Origin of the sequence: Anaeromyxobacter sp. Fw109-5, from assembly GCF_000017505.1 — a bacterium.
Lineage (GTDB): Bacteria > Myxococcota > Myxococcia > Myxococcales > Anaeromyxobacteraceae > Anaeromyxobacter.
The window spans coordinates 5066641-5081044 of record NC_009675.1 but is presented as its reverse complement, the minus strand read 5'-3'; the positions used below and the strand labels follow the sequence as shown (position 1 = coordinate 5081044).

The window sequence follows — 14404 nt, the reverse complement described above, 5'->3', positions numbered from 1 at the left end:
CTCGCGGACGCCTCCGCCGGACCAGTGAGCGTGAAGGCCGAAGCCCAGCTCCCGCGCTACACGTTCGGCACCGGCGACACCTCGCCCACGGGGCGGATGAGCACCTGGCGCGGCTTCACGCCGTTCGCCGGACCGACGACGCCCTCGCGCTCCATGCGCTCGATGATCTTCGCGGCCTTGTTGTAGCCGAGCCGCATCTCGCGCTGGAGCTTCGAGACCGACACCTCCTCCATCCGCGAGACGAGGTCGAGGGCCTGGTCGTAGACCGGGTCGTCCTCGTCGGAGTCGTAGCGGCCGTCGCCGCCGCCCTCGCGCGCCTTCAGGATCGAGTCGTCGTAGACCGGCTTCCCCTGCTCCTTGAGGAACTCCACCACGCGCTGGAGCTCCTCCTCCGACACGAACGCGCCCTGCACGCGGGTGACGGGCTGGGTGGCGGTGAGGACCAGCATGTCGCCGTCGCCGAGGAGGGTCTCCGCGCCGGGGCCGTTGATGATGGTCTGCGAGTCGTGGCGCGAGGCGAGGCGGAAGCTGATGCGGGCCGGGAAGTTGTTCTTGATCATCCCGGTGATGACGTCGGTCGAGGGCCGCTGCGTCGCGACCATGAGGTGGATGCCGGTGGCGCGCGCCTTCTGGGCGAGCCGGGCGAGGGAGATCTCCACCTCGCGCGGCGCGGTCATCATGAGGTCGGCGAGCTCGTCGATGACCACCACGATGTACGGCAGCTTCTGCGGGAGCTTCCGCTCGTCGCGCGCCGCCACCGGGTCGGCGGGCGGCGGGACGGTGGGGTCCTCGAACTCGGGGCTCGCCTGCACGGGCTCCTGCGCGACCGGAGCTGCAGCGGCCCGCAGCGCGGCCTCCTCCTCGGTCTCGCCCGCCACCTCGTCCACCACCACCAGCTTGCGGGGCGGCGGCGCGTCCTTCTCCTCGAAGGTGCGCTGCTCGGCGCGGAGCTTCTCGACCTTGCCGTTGTAGCTCTTCAGGTCCTTCGAGCCAGTGTCGGCGAGGACCTGCGTGCGGCGCTCCATCTCGTCCACCGCCCACTGCAGGGCGCGCGCGGCCTTCTGCGGATCGGTGACGACGGGCAGCAGCAGGTGCGGGATGTCCTCGTAGAGCGTCAGCTCCGTCATCTTCGGATCGACCATGATCATCCGCACCTCGGCCGGCGTCTGCCGGTAGAGGAGCGAGCAGATCATGGTGTTGAGCCCCACCGACTTGCCGGAGCCGGTGGTGCCCGCGATGAGGAGGTGGGGCATCTTCTGGAGGTCGACGCAGTACGGGATGCCCTCGATGTTCTTGCCGAGGCCGAGCGGCATGAAGCCACCCGCCGTGGCGAACGCGTCGGACTCGAGGATGTCGCGCAGGTAGACGGTGGCGCGATCGCGGTTCGGCACCTCGATGCCCACGACCCCCTTGCCCGGGATCGGCGCGATGATGCGGATCCGCATGGCGCTGAGCGCCATGGTGAGCTCCTTGTCGAGGTTCTCGATGCGCGCGAGCTTCACGCCGGCCACCGGGGAGAACTCGTAGAGCGTCACCACCGGGCCCGGCCGGATGTGCTTGATCGCGCCCTCGATGCCGTGCTGGCGGAGGGTCGCGACGATGACGTCGGCGGTCCGCGTGAGCGCCTGCTCGTCGACCGCCTTCGCCTTCTCCTCGTGGGCGTCGAGGATGTCGGTGGAGGGGAGCTTGAAGACGTCGCCGGCCTTCGTGAAGGCGAACGCCGGGGCCTCCTTCTTCTTCTCCTTCTTCTTGCTGCGCTCGAGCATCGCCTGGGACACGACGATCTCGGGCCTCGCCGGCGGCTCCGGCAGCGGCTCCGGGGCGGCGGCCTCGGAAGGCGGCAGCTCCACCGCGGCGGGCCTCGCCTCGGACTTCGCCTCGGCGGGCTCCTTCTCGTCGCGCGCCTTGCGCTTCTTCCGGGCCGGCTCGGCGGGCGGCTCCGGCTCCTCGTCGGCGGGAGCGGGCGGACCGAGGCCGCTCACCCAGGCCGGATCCTCGAAGCCGGTGCGGCGGGCGTGCTCGAGCGCGAGGGCGCCGGCGACGGCGCGGGCCTCCGCGCGCGAGTCGTCGTCGCTCGCCTCGATGGTGTCGTCCTCGGCGAGCGCCTCGGAGCCGGCGCGGCGCTGGCGGTCCGCGGCCTCCTCGGCGCGCAGCTCGGCCACCGCGATGCGGTGCTCCTCGACCGCGGCGGCCACCCGATCGGTGGCGAACCCGAACAGCCCGCGCGCGGCGTCCGCCAGCAGGCCGACGATGGTCTGGGGCTTCACGTCCGCGGCGACGATGAGCGCCACGAGCGCGGTGGCCGTGACCACGATCGCGCTGCCCCACGTCGAGAGGAGCCCCTCCGCGCTCGCGCTGAGCGCCCGCCCCACCGCGCCGCCCGCCGGGAACGAGGCGAGCTGGTGGCCGCCCAGGGCGAGGTGGCCGAGCGTCGCGACGCACAGCGTCAGCACCGCGTAGGCGAGCGCGCCCACGATGGTGAGCCGCGGCGGCGCGCCGCGGAAGAGCCGCCAGGCGGCGGCGCCGAGGGCGACGGGGAGGACCAGCGCGGAGAACCCGAGCACGCCGTACACGCCGCCGGCGAGCCGGTGGCCCACGGGGCCGACGAGGTTCGAGGGCGCCATGCCGCGCGCGATGAGCGCGCCGTCCAGCGAGGAGTAGGTCGCGAAGGCGAGGCCGCTCGTCGCGGCGAGCGCGAGGAGCACCACGGCGCCGATGTCCCGGGCCATCCCGGTGCGCGGCGCCGCCTTGCCCGCGGCGCGCGACTCCTTGTCGCCCTTCTTCGAGCGCTCCTTCTCGGGAAGACGACGGTTCGACCTGGCCTTGCCCATGCGCGCGACCACCTGCCCCTCGCTCCGTGAAACGCCCGCGCCGGTGCTGCCGCGCAGGCGCACCCGGGCCCGCCTCCGCTGGACGAGGCCTCGTCCCTCGGAGGATATCGGGGGGGCCCCGAGGGTCAATTTTTCGGCGGGTGCGGTGACCTCGCGTAAGATCCGCGAGAACTCGCGACTTTTCGGAGCGCCATGGACGTCCGCTGCGAGCGCTGCAAGGCCCAGTACGTCTTCGACGACGAGCAGGTCACGCCGTCGGGCCTGGCCGTGCAGTGCACCAACTGCGGGCACCTCTTCAAGGTGAAGAAGAAGGAGCTCGTCGTCACCGTGCCGGTGAAGCCGGGCGAGCTCGACCGCGCGCCCCTGCCGGCGAGCGCCGCCGCGCGCCCGAGCGGCGGCGCCCCGCCGCGCAGCGAGCCGCGGGAGTGGCGCGTGCGCAGCCCCGGCGGCGGCGTCCTCACCTGCCGCGAGCTCACCACCGTGCAGAAGTGGATCGTGGAGGGGAAGATCGCCCGCGAGGCCGAGATCTCGGCGGGCGGCGACACCTGGAAGCGGCTCGGCGAGATCGAGGAGCTCGGCAGCTTCTTCGCGGTGGTGGAGCAGGCGGAGCGCGCCCGCGCGACGCCCGTCGAGACCCCCCGCCCCCCGCGCGTCCCGCCCCCGCCGCCCTCGGGGTTTCCGCCTCCCGCGCTGCCGCTCCCGCCCCCCGCCACGCTGGCGCGGCCGCCGGCGGCGAGGCCCGCTCCCGCCCCTGCGCCCCGCGCGCGTTCGCCGGTCCGACGGCGGGGGCGCGCCGCGCTCTGGGGCGCCGTGGCCGCCCTCCTCCTCGTGGCCGCGGCGGCGGGCGCGTACGGCTTCGTGCCCGGCGCGAAAGAGAAGGTGCGCGCCGGGGTGAGCGTCGTCTCGACCGCGATCGCGCGGGGGAGGCCGACCGCGAACGCGACCCCGACCGCGGGCGTGGACCCACAGGCCGCTCATCCCGAGCGTAGCTCCGTCGCCGAGGCGGCGGAGCGGAGTCGAGGGACGACCCCGACCGCGACCCCGACCCCGACCTCGACCGCGACCGCGACCGCGACCCCGACCGAGGGGAGCTCCGCCTCCGAAGCCGCGGACCGGAACCGAGGAACGAGCCCGGTCGAGGAAGGTCCGGCCGTGGTGGCGGCTCTCCCGCAGCCAGGCTCCTCACCCGCCGGCACGGCCGTCGTCTCCGCGTCCGCCGAGCCCGCCGCGCCTGCCACCGAAGCCCAGGCCGCCCAGCAGCCGAGCCGCCCGCGCGGGCCGAAGGCCCTGCTCGCCGAGGCCGGCCGGCTCCGCGCGCGGGGCGACTACCGGGGCGCGCTGGAGCTGTTCGGCCGGGTCGCCTCGGACGATCCTCAGAACGCCGACGCCCTGGCGGGGCGGGGGCTGTGCTATCTCGATCTCTCCCGCTACGCCCCGGCCGCGGCCAGCTTCGAGGCCGCGCTGGAGCTCGTCCCCGCTCACGCGGACGCGCTCCTGGGCCTCGCCGAGGCGTACCGGGCGCAGGGACGGGACGCGGACGCGATCCGCCGCTACGAGAGATACCTGGCGGAGCACCCCGACGGTGAGGAGGCCGCCGTCGCGCGCAACGCCATCGCCGAGCTGAGGAGATGAACGACATGCCCGATCGCGGAACACCTGGGAAGGCGACGACCACCGAAGACGAGTACTTCGTCCGCGAGGACGCCGAGAAGAAGCGCAAGCTCGCGCTGCAGGTGAAGAAGCAGACCGAGGCCGCCGAGCAGCAGCGGCTGAAGGAGCTGCACTGGATGCGCTGCCCCAAGTGCGGGATGCAGATGCACGAGGTGCGGCTGCGCGGCGTGGACGTCGACGTGTGCTTCTCCTGCAACGGCATCTTCCTCGACCAGGGCGAGCTCGAGCACATCGAGAAGCCCGAGTCGAAGGGCGTCATGAGCTCGATCCTCAACTGGTTCAAGCCCGAGACGAAGAAGCCCGTCTAGGCGCGCCGCATGTCGCTCACGCTCGACGAGGTCCGGCGCATCGCCGCGCTGGCGCGCCTCCGTCTTTCGCCCGAGGAGGAGCGCACCTTCGCGGGTCAGCTCTCGGCGATCCTCGATCACGTCGCCCAGCTCGCGGAGCTGGACGTCTCGGGGGTCGAGCCGATGACGCACGCGCTCGCCGAGGGGGTGCCCTCCCGTCCGGACGAGGTCCGCCCGGGCCTCCCGCCGGAGGAGGCGCTCGCGAACGCGCCCGCGCGCGAGGGGACGTTCTTCGTGGTGCCGAGGATCATCGAGTGAGCGCGCCCGCGGAGCTCACCTCCCTCTCGCTCGCCGAGGCCGGCGAGCTGCTCGCGGCGGGGCGCGGCTCGTCGCGCGAGCTCGTCGAGGCCGCGCTCGCGCGCATCGAGGCGACCGACGGCCGCGTGGGCGCCTTCCTCCGGACGACGCCGCAGCGGGCGCGGGCGGCCGCCGCGGAGGCGGACGCGCGCGCGGCGAAGGGGGAGCGGCGCTCGCCCCTCGACGGCGTCCCCATCGCGCTGAAGGACATCTTCCTCACGAAGGGCGTCGAGACGACCGCCGCCTCGCGCGTCCTGGAGGGCTTCGTCCCGCCCTACGACGCGACGGTGGTGGAGCGGCTCGAGCGCGCCGGCGCGGTGCTCGTCGGCAAGCTCAACATGGACGAGTTCGCCATGGGCTCGTCCAACGAGAACAGCGCGTTCGGGCCCTGTCACAACCCGTACGATCTCGCCCGCACGCCCGGCGGCAGCTCCGGGGGCAGCGCGGCGGCGGTGGCCGCGCGCCAGGTGCACGGGACCCTCGGCACCGACACGGGCGGCTCCGTCCGGCTGCCGGCCGCGTTCTGCGGCGTCGTGGGGCTGAAGCCCACCTACGGGCGCGTCTCGCGCTACGGCGTCATCGCCTTCGCCTCCTCGCTGGATCAGGTGGGGCCGCTCGGCCGCACCGTCCGCGACGTGGCGCAGCTCCTCCAGGTGATCGCCGGCCACGACCCCCGCGACATGACCTCCTCGTCGCGGCCGGTGGACGACTACCTCGGCGGCCTCGAGGGCGGCGCGCGCGGGCTGCGCGTCGGCGTGCCGCGCGAGTGGCTCGCCGGGGGGCTCGCGCCCGGGGTCGAGCGCGCGGTGCGGGAGGCGCTCGCGACGTACGAGCGGCTCGGCGCCACCCTCGTCGAGGTGTCGCTGCCGCACACCCGCTACGGCATCGCCGCCTACTACCTCATCGCGCCCGCCGAGGCCTCCTCGAACCTGGCCCGCTACGACGGCGTGCGCTTCGGGCTGCGCGCGGACGAGGCGCGCGGCCTGAAGGACATGTACGCCGACACGCGCGAGCGCGGCTTCGGGGCGGAGCCGAAGCGGCGCATCATGCTCGGGACCTACGCGCTCAGCGCGGGCTACTACGACGCCTACTACCTGCGCGCGCAGAAGGTCCGCACCCTCGTCCGCCGCGACTTCGACGAGGCGTTCCGCTCCTGCGACGTGGTCGCGGGGCCGGTGGCGCCGACGGTGGCGTTCCGGCTGGGCGAGAAGACCGCCGATCCGCTCCAGATGTACCTCGCCGACGTCTTCACCATCACCGCGAACCTCGCCGCGCTGCCGGGGCTGTCGGTGCCGTGCGGGCTCGAGCGCGAGAGCGGCATGCCGGTGGGGCTCCAGCTCGTCGGCCGCCCCTTCGACGAGGCGACGCTGCTCCGCGCCGCGCGCGCGCTCGAGCGCGAGGCGGGGCCCCTGCCGGCGCCGACGGTATGAACGTGAGGCACGCGCCATGACCCGCCGCATCGCCACGCTGCTCTGGGCCGCGCTCCTCGTCGTGCCGCTCGCCTTCCTGGGCGTCGCCCTGACGCTCGATCGCGGCGCGCCGGCCACCGAGCACCGCACGCTCTTCCTGTGGCTGGCCGCCGCCGCCTCCGCCTTCAACGTGGCGCTCTCGCGGGTCCTGCCGCCGCGCCTCTACTCGGCGCGCGGCAGCGGACGCGAGGCGGCGACGCTCACGCGCTTCCTCGTGGGCTGGTCGCTCTGCGAGGCGGCCGCGCTGTTCCCGCTCGTCGCCTACCTCGTCACGCGCGACGCGCGCCTCGTCGTGGTGCTCGCGCTCGACGTCGTCGCCCTCGCCTTCCTCTACCCGAGCGATCGGCGCTGGAACCGCCTCGCGCCGGCCGGCTCCGGCGGCGCGCTCGGCCCGCGCCAGGGGGCCCACTAGCGATGCCGGTCTCGGACTTCCAGGTGGTCCTCGGGCTCGAGGTCCACGCCCAGCTCCTCACCCGCAGCAAGATCTTCTGCGCCTGCCCCACCGAGTTCGGCGGCGCACCCAACACCCACGTCTGCCCGGTCTGCCTGGGGCTCCCCGGCGCGCTCCCCGCGCTGAACGCCGCGGTGGTGGAGATGGCGATCCGCACGGGGCTCGCCCTCGGCTGCGAGATCCAGCGCCGCAGCGTGTTCGCGCGGAAGAACTACTTCTACCCGGACCTGCCGAAGGGCTACCAGATCTCGCAGTACGAGCTGCCCATCTGCTCCGGCGGCGGCGTGGACATCGCCGTGGGCGGCGAGGCGCGGCGCATCCGCCTCACCCGCATCCACATGGAGGAGGACGCGGGCAAGAACGTGCACGACGTGACCGCGGCGGGCTCCGGCGTGGACCTGAACCGGGCCGGCGTGCCGCTCCTCGAGATCGTCTCGGAGCCGGACCTCCGCTCGATCGACGAGGCCATCGCCTACCTCAAGTCGCTGCGCGCCATCCTCATGGCGCTCGGCGTGAACGACGGGAACCTGCAGGAGGGGTCGTTCCGCTGCGACGCGAACGTGTCGGTCATGCCCCGCGGCGCCACCCGGCTCGGCACGCGCTGCGAGCTCAAGAACATGAACTCCTTCCGCTTCCTGCGGCAGGCCATCGACTACGAGGTGCGCCGGCAGGTGGAGCTCATCGAGTCCGGCGGCAAGGTCGACCAGGAGACGCGGCTCTTCGACCCCGATCGCGGGGAGACGCGCTCGATGCGGTCCAAGGAGGAGGCGCACGACTACCGCTACTTCCCGGAGCCGGACCTGCCGCCCGTGCTGGTGGACGAGGCGCTCGTCGAGCGCATCCGGCGCGAGCTCCCGGAGCTCCCGCGGGCGCGCTCGGCGCGCTACCAGCGCGACCTCGGCCTCTCGGCCCAGGACGCGGAGCTCCTCGTCTCCGACAAGGGCATCGGCGACTTCTTCGACGCGACGCTCGCGGCGTACGGCGCCTCGCCGGACGCGGCCAAGCGGATCGCGAACCTCCTCAACGGCGACGTCGCCCGGCTGGCGAACGAGCTCTCGCTGGAGCCCGCGGCGTGGCGGATCGCGCCGGCGCAGCTCGCGGCGATCCTGCGCCTCCAGGACGCGCAGACCATCGGCGGGCCCGGCGCGAAGCAGGTGGTGGAGGAGGTCTTCCGCTCCGGCGCCGAGCCGGCCGAGGTGGTGCGGGAGAAGGGGCTCGCGCAGGTGTCGGACGAGGGCGCACTCGAGGCCGCCGTGGACCGCGTCCTCGCCGCGAGCGCGGGTGAGGTGGAGCGCTACCGCGGCGGGAACAAGAAGCTCCTCGGCTTCTTCGTCGGGCAGGTGATGAAGGAGACGCGCGGCAAGGGTAACCCCGCCGTGGTGAACGCCCTCCTCAAGAGGAAGCTGGGCGGGTAGAGTCCGCTCCTCGGTGGTGGACCGCTCCGCGCGCACCGGCGCGGGCGAGCAAGCCCTGGCGCGGGCGCGGGAGCGAGGGAATGGCGAGGTGGGCAGGCTGGGGCGCAGGGCCCTCCGGCGCCGGCGCGGCCGGCGGGCCGACACGGCTGTTCCTGGCCATCGCGCTCGTGGGCTGCGCCATCGTCGCGGGCGTCCTCGCGATCGAGCGCCGCTTCTCCGCCGCCGCGGCCGCCGCGATGGCGGCGGTTTACTTCGCCCTGCGGCTCTTCGCGGGGCTGGGGAGGCAGTCGCGATGAACCCGCAGCCGCTCCGTCCCGTGATCTACGACGAGGGGCGTGACGTCGTCCGCGTCCTCGATCAGCGCCGCCTGCCGTCGGAGGAGGTCTGGCTCGACCTCGCCTCCTGCGACGAGGTCGTGCAGGCCATCAAGGACCTCACCGTCCGCGGCGCGCCCGCGATCGGGGTGGCCGCCGCCTACGGGCTGGCCCTCGAGTCACGGCGCGGCGCGGAGCCGGCGCGGCTGCGCGAGGCGTCCGAGCGGCTCGTGCACGCCCGCCCCACGGCGGTGAACCTCGCCTGGGCGGTGCGGCGCATGTCGCGTCGGCTCGGGCTGGGCCCGGCGGCGCTGCTCGAGGAGGCGCACGCCATCCGCGACGAGGACGAGGCCGCCTGCCGGCGGATCGGCGCGCTGGGCGCGGCGCTCCTCCCCCCGCGCGCGAGCGTCCTCACCCACTGCAACGCCGGCGCGCTCGCCACCGCCGGCTACGGGACCGCCCTCGGCGTCGTCCGCGCCGCGGTGGAGGGGGGGAACCCCGTCACCGTCTTCGCCGACGAGACCCGGCCCTTCCTGCAGGGCGCCCGGCTCACCGCGTGGGAGCTGAAGCGCGACGGCATCCCGGTGACGCTCCTCACCGACAACATGGCCGGCTGGCTCATGGCGCAGGGCGAGATCGCGTGCGTGGTGGTCGGCGCGGACCGCATCGCGGCGAACGGCGACGTGGCCAACAAGATCGGCACCTACGCGCTCGCGGTGCTCGCGGCCTACCACCACCTCCCGTTCTACGTGGCGGCCCCGTGGAGCACGGTCGATCTGGCGACGCCGGACGGCTCGGCGATCCCGATCGAGGAGCGCGGCGACGAGGAGGTGGTGACGCTCGCCGGCCAGCGCATCGCCCCCGCCGGCGTGCCGGCGCGCTATCCGGCCTTCGACGTCACGCCCGAGCCGCTCGTGACGGCCATCATCACGGAGCGTGGGGTGGTGCGCCGCCCGTTCGCCCCGGGGCTGGCGGCGCTCGCCGCCAGGTAGGCAAACCGGCGCCTTCCGGCGCCCGTCACGTTGCGTCTAACATCCGCGCCCGCATGGCCGACATCGGCTCGACGCGGGTCTTCGGGCACGCCCGCCGGGGCGTGAAGATCATCGGGCTCCGGCGCCGCCCGCTCGCGGACCTCTATCACCGGCTCGCCACGGGGAGCTGGTCCCGCCTCGTCACGATCTACGCGCTCGTCTTCTTCGGCACGCAGGCGCTCTTCGGGCTCGCCCACCTCGCGCTCGCGGCGGAGTGGCCGCCGGGGACGGCGCTGCTGCCCGCCCTGCTCGCCGCCGCGGACGCGCCGCCCGCGCCCGCCGCGCCCCTCTCCGGACGGTGGCTCGCCGCCGGCGCCGTGTCCGCCGTCGAGACCTTCGTCCGCTGGCTCCTCGCGGTCATCGGCGCCGGCATCCTCCTCGCCAAGTACTCGCGCATCCCGGCGCGCGTCATCTTCAGCCGGGTGGCCGTCGTCGGCCCGCACGCGGGCGGGCGGGCCCTCCTGTTCCGCATGGCGAACGAGCGGACGAGCCACATCCTCGACGCCAAGGTCTCGGTGATGCTCGTGCGCGACGAGCCCGGCGAGGACGGCGAGGTGGTGCGGCGCGCCCACGACCTGCCGCTCGCCCGCGGCGGCTCGGCGCTGTTCTCGCACGCCTGGACGGCGGTCCATCCCATCACCCGGGAGAGCCCGCTCTCCGGCGAGACCGAGGCGTCGCTCGCGGCGGCGGACGCGGAGCTGGTCGTGACGCTCTCGGGCTTCGACGAGGGCCTGAGCCGCGTCATCCACGCGCGCCGCACCTACCTGCCCGAGGACCTGCGCTGGGAGGCGCGCTTCCGCGACATCGTGAAGGTCCTGCCCCGGGGAGACCACGCCGTCGACTACCGCCGCTTCCACGAGGTGACTGCGATCGAGCCCCCCGGCGAGCGCACCCCGCGGCGCGCCGCGCGTTGAGGGGCGGCCGGATCGGGGGCCGGCGAGCGTCGCCGCGATGCGTTAGATTCGAGCGATGGCGACCCGCACCTGCCCCGCCTGCGCGCGCCCGCTCGGCTCGAGCGCGGACTGCCTCTCCTGTCGCGAGGCCGCGGCGAACGAGCTCGCCCGCGAGGCGAGGGACATCACGCCGGAGAGCCTCCCCGAGCGCGTCTCGGCGGCGCGCCGGTTCCTGCGGCGGCCGCCCTGGTACGCGCGCCGCACACCCGGCGCGTTCCGCGCGAAGCTGCGGCTCCTGTGGATGGTGCTGCGAGACTACGCGAACGGCTCCTACCGCAAGGTGCCGTGGAAGTCGCTCGCCGCGCTGGCGGCGGCGGTCGCGTACGTGCTCTCGCCGCTGGACCTCGTTCCGGACGTGCTGTTCCCCATCGGCTTGGCCGACGACGCCGTGCTGCTCGCGATGACCTGGGGCCTCGTGAAGCGCGAGCTCCGCGAGTACTGCTCGTGGAAGGGGCTCTCGCCGGCTCACTTCGGTCTTTGATGTCGTACGGCGCGGTGCCTGCGTCCGCGGCTCCGTGCTCGTTCGCCGCGCGATTCGACAATCGACGCGCTCGTTCGTCGCGAGCGCGGACCCGAGCAGTCGAAAATCGTTGCTTGGTCCCTCCGTGTCCCTTCGCTCCCGGTGCTACCATGCGTGGGTCTCTTCGACCCGAACGCTCCGAGGGGGAGCAGCGATGCAGAGGAAGACGCTCGTACTCGGCCTGGCCCTGATGATGGCGACCGGCTGCGCGGCCCACGTGCCGATGGCGCCGCCCGCCCAGGACCTCGCGGCCAAGCAGTTCGCTCCCGCGCAGCAGACGGCGAACCTCTACGTGTACCGCCACGAGCAGTTCGGGTACGCGGTGTCGATGGGCGTCCTGCTCGACGGCACCTGGCTGGGGGACACCGCGGCGAAGACCTTTCTCCACCTGCCGATCCCTCCCGGCGAGCACCGCGTGATCTCCAAGGCGGAGAACACGGCGGAGATCGTCTTCGCCGCCGAGCCGGGGAAGAACTACTTCGTGTGGCAGGAGGTGAAGATGGGCTTCGCGGCGCCGCGGAGCGCCCTGCACCTCGTCGACGAGGCGGAAGGTCGCGCTGCGGTCACCCAGTGCTCGCTGGCGACGACCAACGCGTCCAGTCACGGCGCTCCCGCGCCGGGCTGCACCAAGGACACCGACTGCAAGGGTGATCGGATCTGCTCCGCCGGCGCGTGCGTCGCGCCGGCCCCGGCGGCGCCGGGGGTCATGTAGCGATCACGGCGAGGGCGGCCGCGCCTCGACGTCGCGCCGTCAGGGCGCTCGCATCTCCGCGGCCAGCGCGCGGACCGCCGCCTGCGCGGCCGCGGCGTGGGGCGCGCGCCAGGGCCGGCCGTGCCCCGGCAGCACCCACTCGAACCGGTGGGCCGCGAGCCGCCCCATCGAGCGCGTCTGGGCCTCCCAGTCCCACCAGCACACCGCGCGAGACGCCCCGAGCCTGCCCTCGGCGTCGCCCCACAGGTGATCGCCGGTGAAGAGGTACGTCTCGCGGAAGAGCAACGCCGTCGAGCCCGCGGTGTGGCCCGGCACCGGGATGGCGACGAGGCCGTCCGCGAGCGGCACCGGCGCGTCGCCGTCGAGCCGGAGCTCCACCTCGCGCGTGCGCGCGGTCACGTCGCGCGCGTGGAGCACGCGGACGCAGCCGAGCGCCTCCGCCCAGCGGGCGTGATCGGCCACGTCGTCGCGGTGGGTGAGGAACATGAAGCGGGCGCCGCCCAGCGCGCGGACCCGCTCGACGAGCGGCGCCGCGAAGCGGGGCGAGTCGACGAGGACGTTGCCTCCCGGGCGCAGCACGAGCCAGGAGGCCGCGCCGAAGGAGGACTCCGCCGCGTAGCCGCAGTCGAGGACGTCGGGGACGTCCGGCGCGAGCGCGACGGGCGGGGCACGCGATGCTTCGCGCACGCCCGCGCCGGAGTCCGAGCCGATCGCGGCGACCGGGCAGGACACGAGCGCGATGAGCGCCCGGTCCCGCGCCCCGGGATCCGCGGGCTGGCGCGCCACGAAGGCGCGGTCGTCCTCGCCGCCGCCGTAGGTCGCCGGCGCGAGGCGGCGGCAGGTGTCGCAGGCGATGCAGCGATCGTCGACGAAGAGATCGCCCGGAGCGTTCTCCGGGGCGGCGCGCGCACGAAGGGCCACGCCGGTGAGATAGCCGGCGTGGCCCGCAGGGGACAGCGTCGCGGCGGCGGGCTAGTGCTTGCCCTTGTGCTTGCCGTGGCCGCCGTGGCCGTGATCGTCGTGATCGTGGTCGTGACGATCGCGGCGGTCGTGATCGCGACGGTCGTGATCGCGGCCTCGGTAGTACGCGGGCGCAGGCTGGGGCCGTCCGGGGCCGGCGTAGTGCTTCCCCTTCGCGGGCTTCCAGCGCTTGTAGTGGCCGGGGGGAATCTTCACGAGCCTGGCGGGGACGACCCGAGCCGGGGCGACCACCCAGCCGCTGCGGTGCGAGCGCGAGCGGTACCAGACGTGATCCTCGCGGGCCCAGTAGTAGCCGTCGACGAAGAACACCTCGTGATCGCACTCCGGGACGACCTGGACCCCGGGCTGGATCACGACGAGCTGCGGGAGGACGACGGGGAGATCGATGCTGATGCCGGCGGAGGCGCGGATCTGCGCCTCGGCCAGCGCCGGCAGCAGGAGCGCTCCGGCGAGAGCGAGCGTGAGCTTGCGCATAGTGGGCGCAGGATCCGGTGATCGGGTGGTCCGCGCAATGTGAGGCGGTTAGGCAGGCAGGCGCACCAGGGGAGCGACCCGAGCCAAGCCTCGGGATTCCTTGACAGCCCCGCCGAGTCGATCGTATATGACCGCCCTTCCGGAGGCCCGGAGGCGCGCCGTTTCGCGGCCGCGCGCCGGGGAAATCCTCCCAGATTTCGAGGAGAAGGCGATGTACGCGGTGATTCGGACCGGCGGGAAGCAGTACCGCGTCGCGCAGGGCGATCGGCTCAAGGTCGAGAAGCTCGCAGGCGACGTCGGCGGCAAGATCAGCTTCGAGGTGCTGCTCGTCGGCGGCGACGGCGAGGCGAAGATCGGTGCGCCGGTCGTCTCGGGCGCGGCGGTCGAGGGCGAGATCGTCGCCCAGGACAAGCACAAGAAGGTCGTCCACTTCCGCAAGAAGAAGGAAGGCTGGACGAAGAAGCGGGGCCACCGGCAGCCGTACACCGAGGTCCTCATCACCGCGGTGCGCGCGTAGCTCGCGCCCCTCTGGCTTCAGCGGAGTAGAAAATGGCTCACAAAAAGGGACAAGGCTCCTCGCGCAACGGCCGTGACTCTCCCGGCCAGCACCGCGGCATCAAGGTCTACGGGTCCGAGAAGGTCGTGGCGGGCAACATCCTCGTCCGCCAGGTCGGCACCCTCGTCCACCCCGGCGCGAACGTCGGCATGGGCAAGGACTTCACGCTCTTCGCGCTCGTGGACGGCACGGTGAAGTACAGCCGCGCCCGGGGCGATCGGCGTATCGTCTCCATCCTCCCGGAGGCTTGAGCTCCCGCCTCGACGGGCTCACCCTTCGACAGGCTCAGGGTGAGCGGCCGCTCGGGCCCATCGCAGCGGTCGGGACCAGCGGTGACCCTATGTCGACGCCGCGGGCCATCAGGTCCGCGGCGTTCGCATTT

16 protein-coding genes are annotated in these 14404 nt (G+C 73.8%); 13 read left to right on the top strand and 3 right to left on the bottom strand.

Translation table 11 applies throughout. The features are described 5' to 3' along the window. Nucleotides 1–56: 56 nt before the first annotated feature. The gene (locus ANAE109_RS22290) at nucleotides 57–2831 is read right to left on the bottom strand and encodes a DNA translocase FtsK (protein WP_041449578.1); all 2775 of its coding nucleotides are present in this window, start codon (nucleotides 2829–2831) and stop codon (nucleotides 57–59) included. 192 nt (nucleotides 2832–3023) lie between these two features. Between ANAE109_RS22290 and ANAE109_RS25650 the strand changes: the two genes are divergently transcribed. The 11 genes from ANAE109_RS25650 (at nucleotide 3024) to ANAE109_RS22235 (ending at nucleotide 12011) form a co-directional block, all read left to right on the top strand. Beyond that, nucleotides 3024–4463, top strand: coding sequence for a zinc-ribbon domain-containing protein (locus ANAE109_RS25650; protein ID WP_012099164.1), 1440 nt, complete (start codon nucleotides 3024–3026; stop codon nucleotides 4461–4463). Between the two features lie 5 nt (nucleotides 4464–4468). After that, complete coding sequence (locus tag ANAE109_RS22280; protein ID WP_012099163.1) at nucleotides 4469–4810, top strand: zf-TFIIB domain-containing protein; 342 nt, start codon at nucleotides 4469–4471, stop codon at nucleotides 4808–4810. A 9-nt stretch (nucleotides 4811–4819) separates the two neighbouring features. After that, on the top strand, nucleotides 4820–5107 hold the full coding sequence (gene gatC, locus ANAE109_RS22275) for an Asp-tRNA(Asn)/Glu-tRNA(Gln) amidotransferase subunit GatC (protein ID WP_012099162.1): 288 nt from the start codon (nucleotides 4820–4822) through the stop codon (nucleotides 5105–5107). Continuing rightward, nucleotides 5104–6576 carry an Asp-tRNA(Asn)/Glu-tRNA(Gln) amidotransferase subunit GatA gene (gatA, locus tag ANAE109_RS22270; RefSeq protein ID WP_012099161.1) on the top strand — a complete coding sequence of 491 codons (1473 nt, stop codon included), beginning with the start codon at nucleotides 5104–5106 and terminating at the stop codon, nucleotides 6574–6576. The genes gatC and gatA overlap by 4 nt, the downstream gene beginning before the upstream one ends. 16 nt (nucleotides 6577–6592) lie before the next feature. Next, a complete protein-coding gene (locus ANAE109_RS22265) occupies nucleotides 6593–7027 on the top strand; it encodes a hypothetical protein (RefSeq protein WP_012099160.1) in 435 nt (144 codons plus the stop codon). Between the two features lie 2 nt (nucleotides 7028–7029). Further along, a complete protein-coding gene (gene gatB / locus ANAE109_RS22260; protein ID WP_012099159.1) occupies nucleotides 7030–8481 on the top strand; it encodes an Asp-tRNA(Asn)/Glu-tRNA(Gln) amidotransferase subunit GatB in 1452 nt (483 codons plus the stop codon). A gap of 80 nt (nucleotides 8482–8561) precedes the next feature. After that, nucleotides 8562–8777, top strand: coding sequence for a hypothetical protein (locus ANAE109_RS22255; RefSeq protein WP_012099158.1), 216 nt, complete (start codon nucleotides 8562–8564; stop codon nucleotides 8775–8777). Next, nucleotides 8774–9787: an S-methyl-5-thioribose-1-phosphate isomerase gene (gene mtnA, locus ANAE109_RS22250; RefSeq protein ID WP_012099157.1), complete on the top strand. Its 1014-nt coding sequence runs from the start codon at nucleotides 8774–8776 to the stop codon at nucleotides 9785–9787. The genes ANAE109_RS22255 and mtnA overlap by 4 nt, the downstream gene beginning before the upstream one ends. Nucleotides 9788–9840: 53 nt before the next feature. Then, nucleotides 9841–10740, top strand: coding sequence for a potassium transporter (locus tag ANAE109_RS22245; protein WP_012099156.1), 900 nt, complete (start codon nucleotides 9841–9843; stop codon nucleotides 10738–10740). Between the two features lie 55 nt (nucleotides 10741–10795). Continuing rightward, entirely contained in the window at nucleotides 10796–11260 is a 465-nt protein-coding gene (locus ANAE109_RS22240; RefSeq protein ID WP_012099155.1) for a YkvA family protein, read from the top strand. Nucleotides 11261–11453: 193 nt separating this feature from the next. Then, complete coding sequence (locus ANAE109_RS22235) at nucleotides 11454–12011, top strand: DUF2846 domain-containing protein (RefSeq protein ID WP_012099154.1); 558 nt, start codon at nucleotides 11454–11456, stop codon at nucleotides 12009–12011. Nucleotides 12012–12050: 39 nt separating this feature from the next. Here the strand turns inward: ANAE109_RS22235 and ANAE109_RS22230 are convergent, their stop codons facing one another. Beyond that, nucleotides 12051–12932 (bottom strand): MBL fold metallo-hydrolase, encoded by an 882-nt coding sequence (locus tag ANAE109_RS22230; RefSeq protein WP_012099153.1) that lies wholly within the window; start codon nucleotides 12930–12932, stop codon nucleotides 12051–12053. 51 nt (nucleotides 12933–12983) lie between these two features. Further along, nucleotides 12984–13466, bottom strand: a complete 483-nt coding sequence (locus ANAE109_RS22225; protein ID WP_012099152.1) for a hypothetical protein — start codon at nucleotides 13464–13466, stop codon at nucleotides 12984–12986. A 211-nt stretch (nucleotides 13467–13677) separates the two neighbouring features. Between ANAE109_RS22225 and rplU the strand changes: the two genes are divergently transcribed. Both rplU and rpmA read left to right on the top strand, forming a co-directional pair. After that, nucleotides 13678–13983, top strand: a complete 306-nt coding sequence (rplU, locus tag ANAE109_RS22220) for a 50S ribosomal protein L21 (protein ID WP_041448628.1) — start codon at nucleotides 13678–13680, stop codon at nucleotides 13981–13983. A gap of 32 nt (nucleotides 13984–14015) precedes the next feature. Further along, a complete protein-coding gene (rpmA, locus tag ANAE109_RS22215; protein WP_012099150.1) occupies nucleotides 14016–14273 on the top strand; it encodes a 50S ribosomal protein L27 in 258 nt (85 codons plus the stop codon). The last annotated feature ends 131 nt before the right edge of the window (nucleotides 14274–14404 follow it).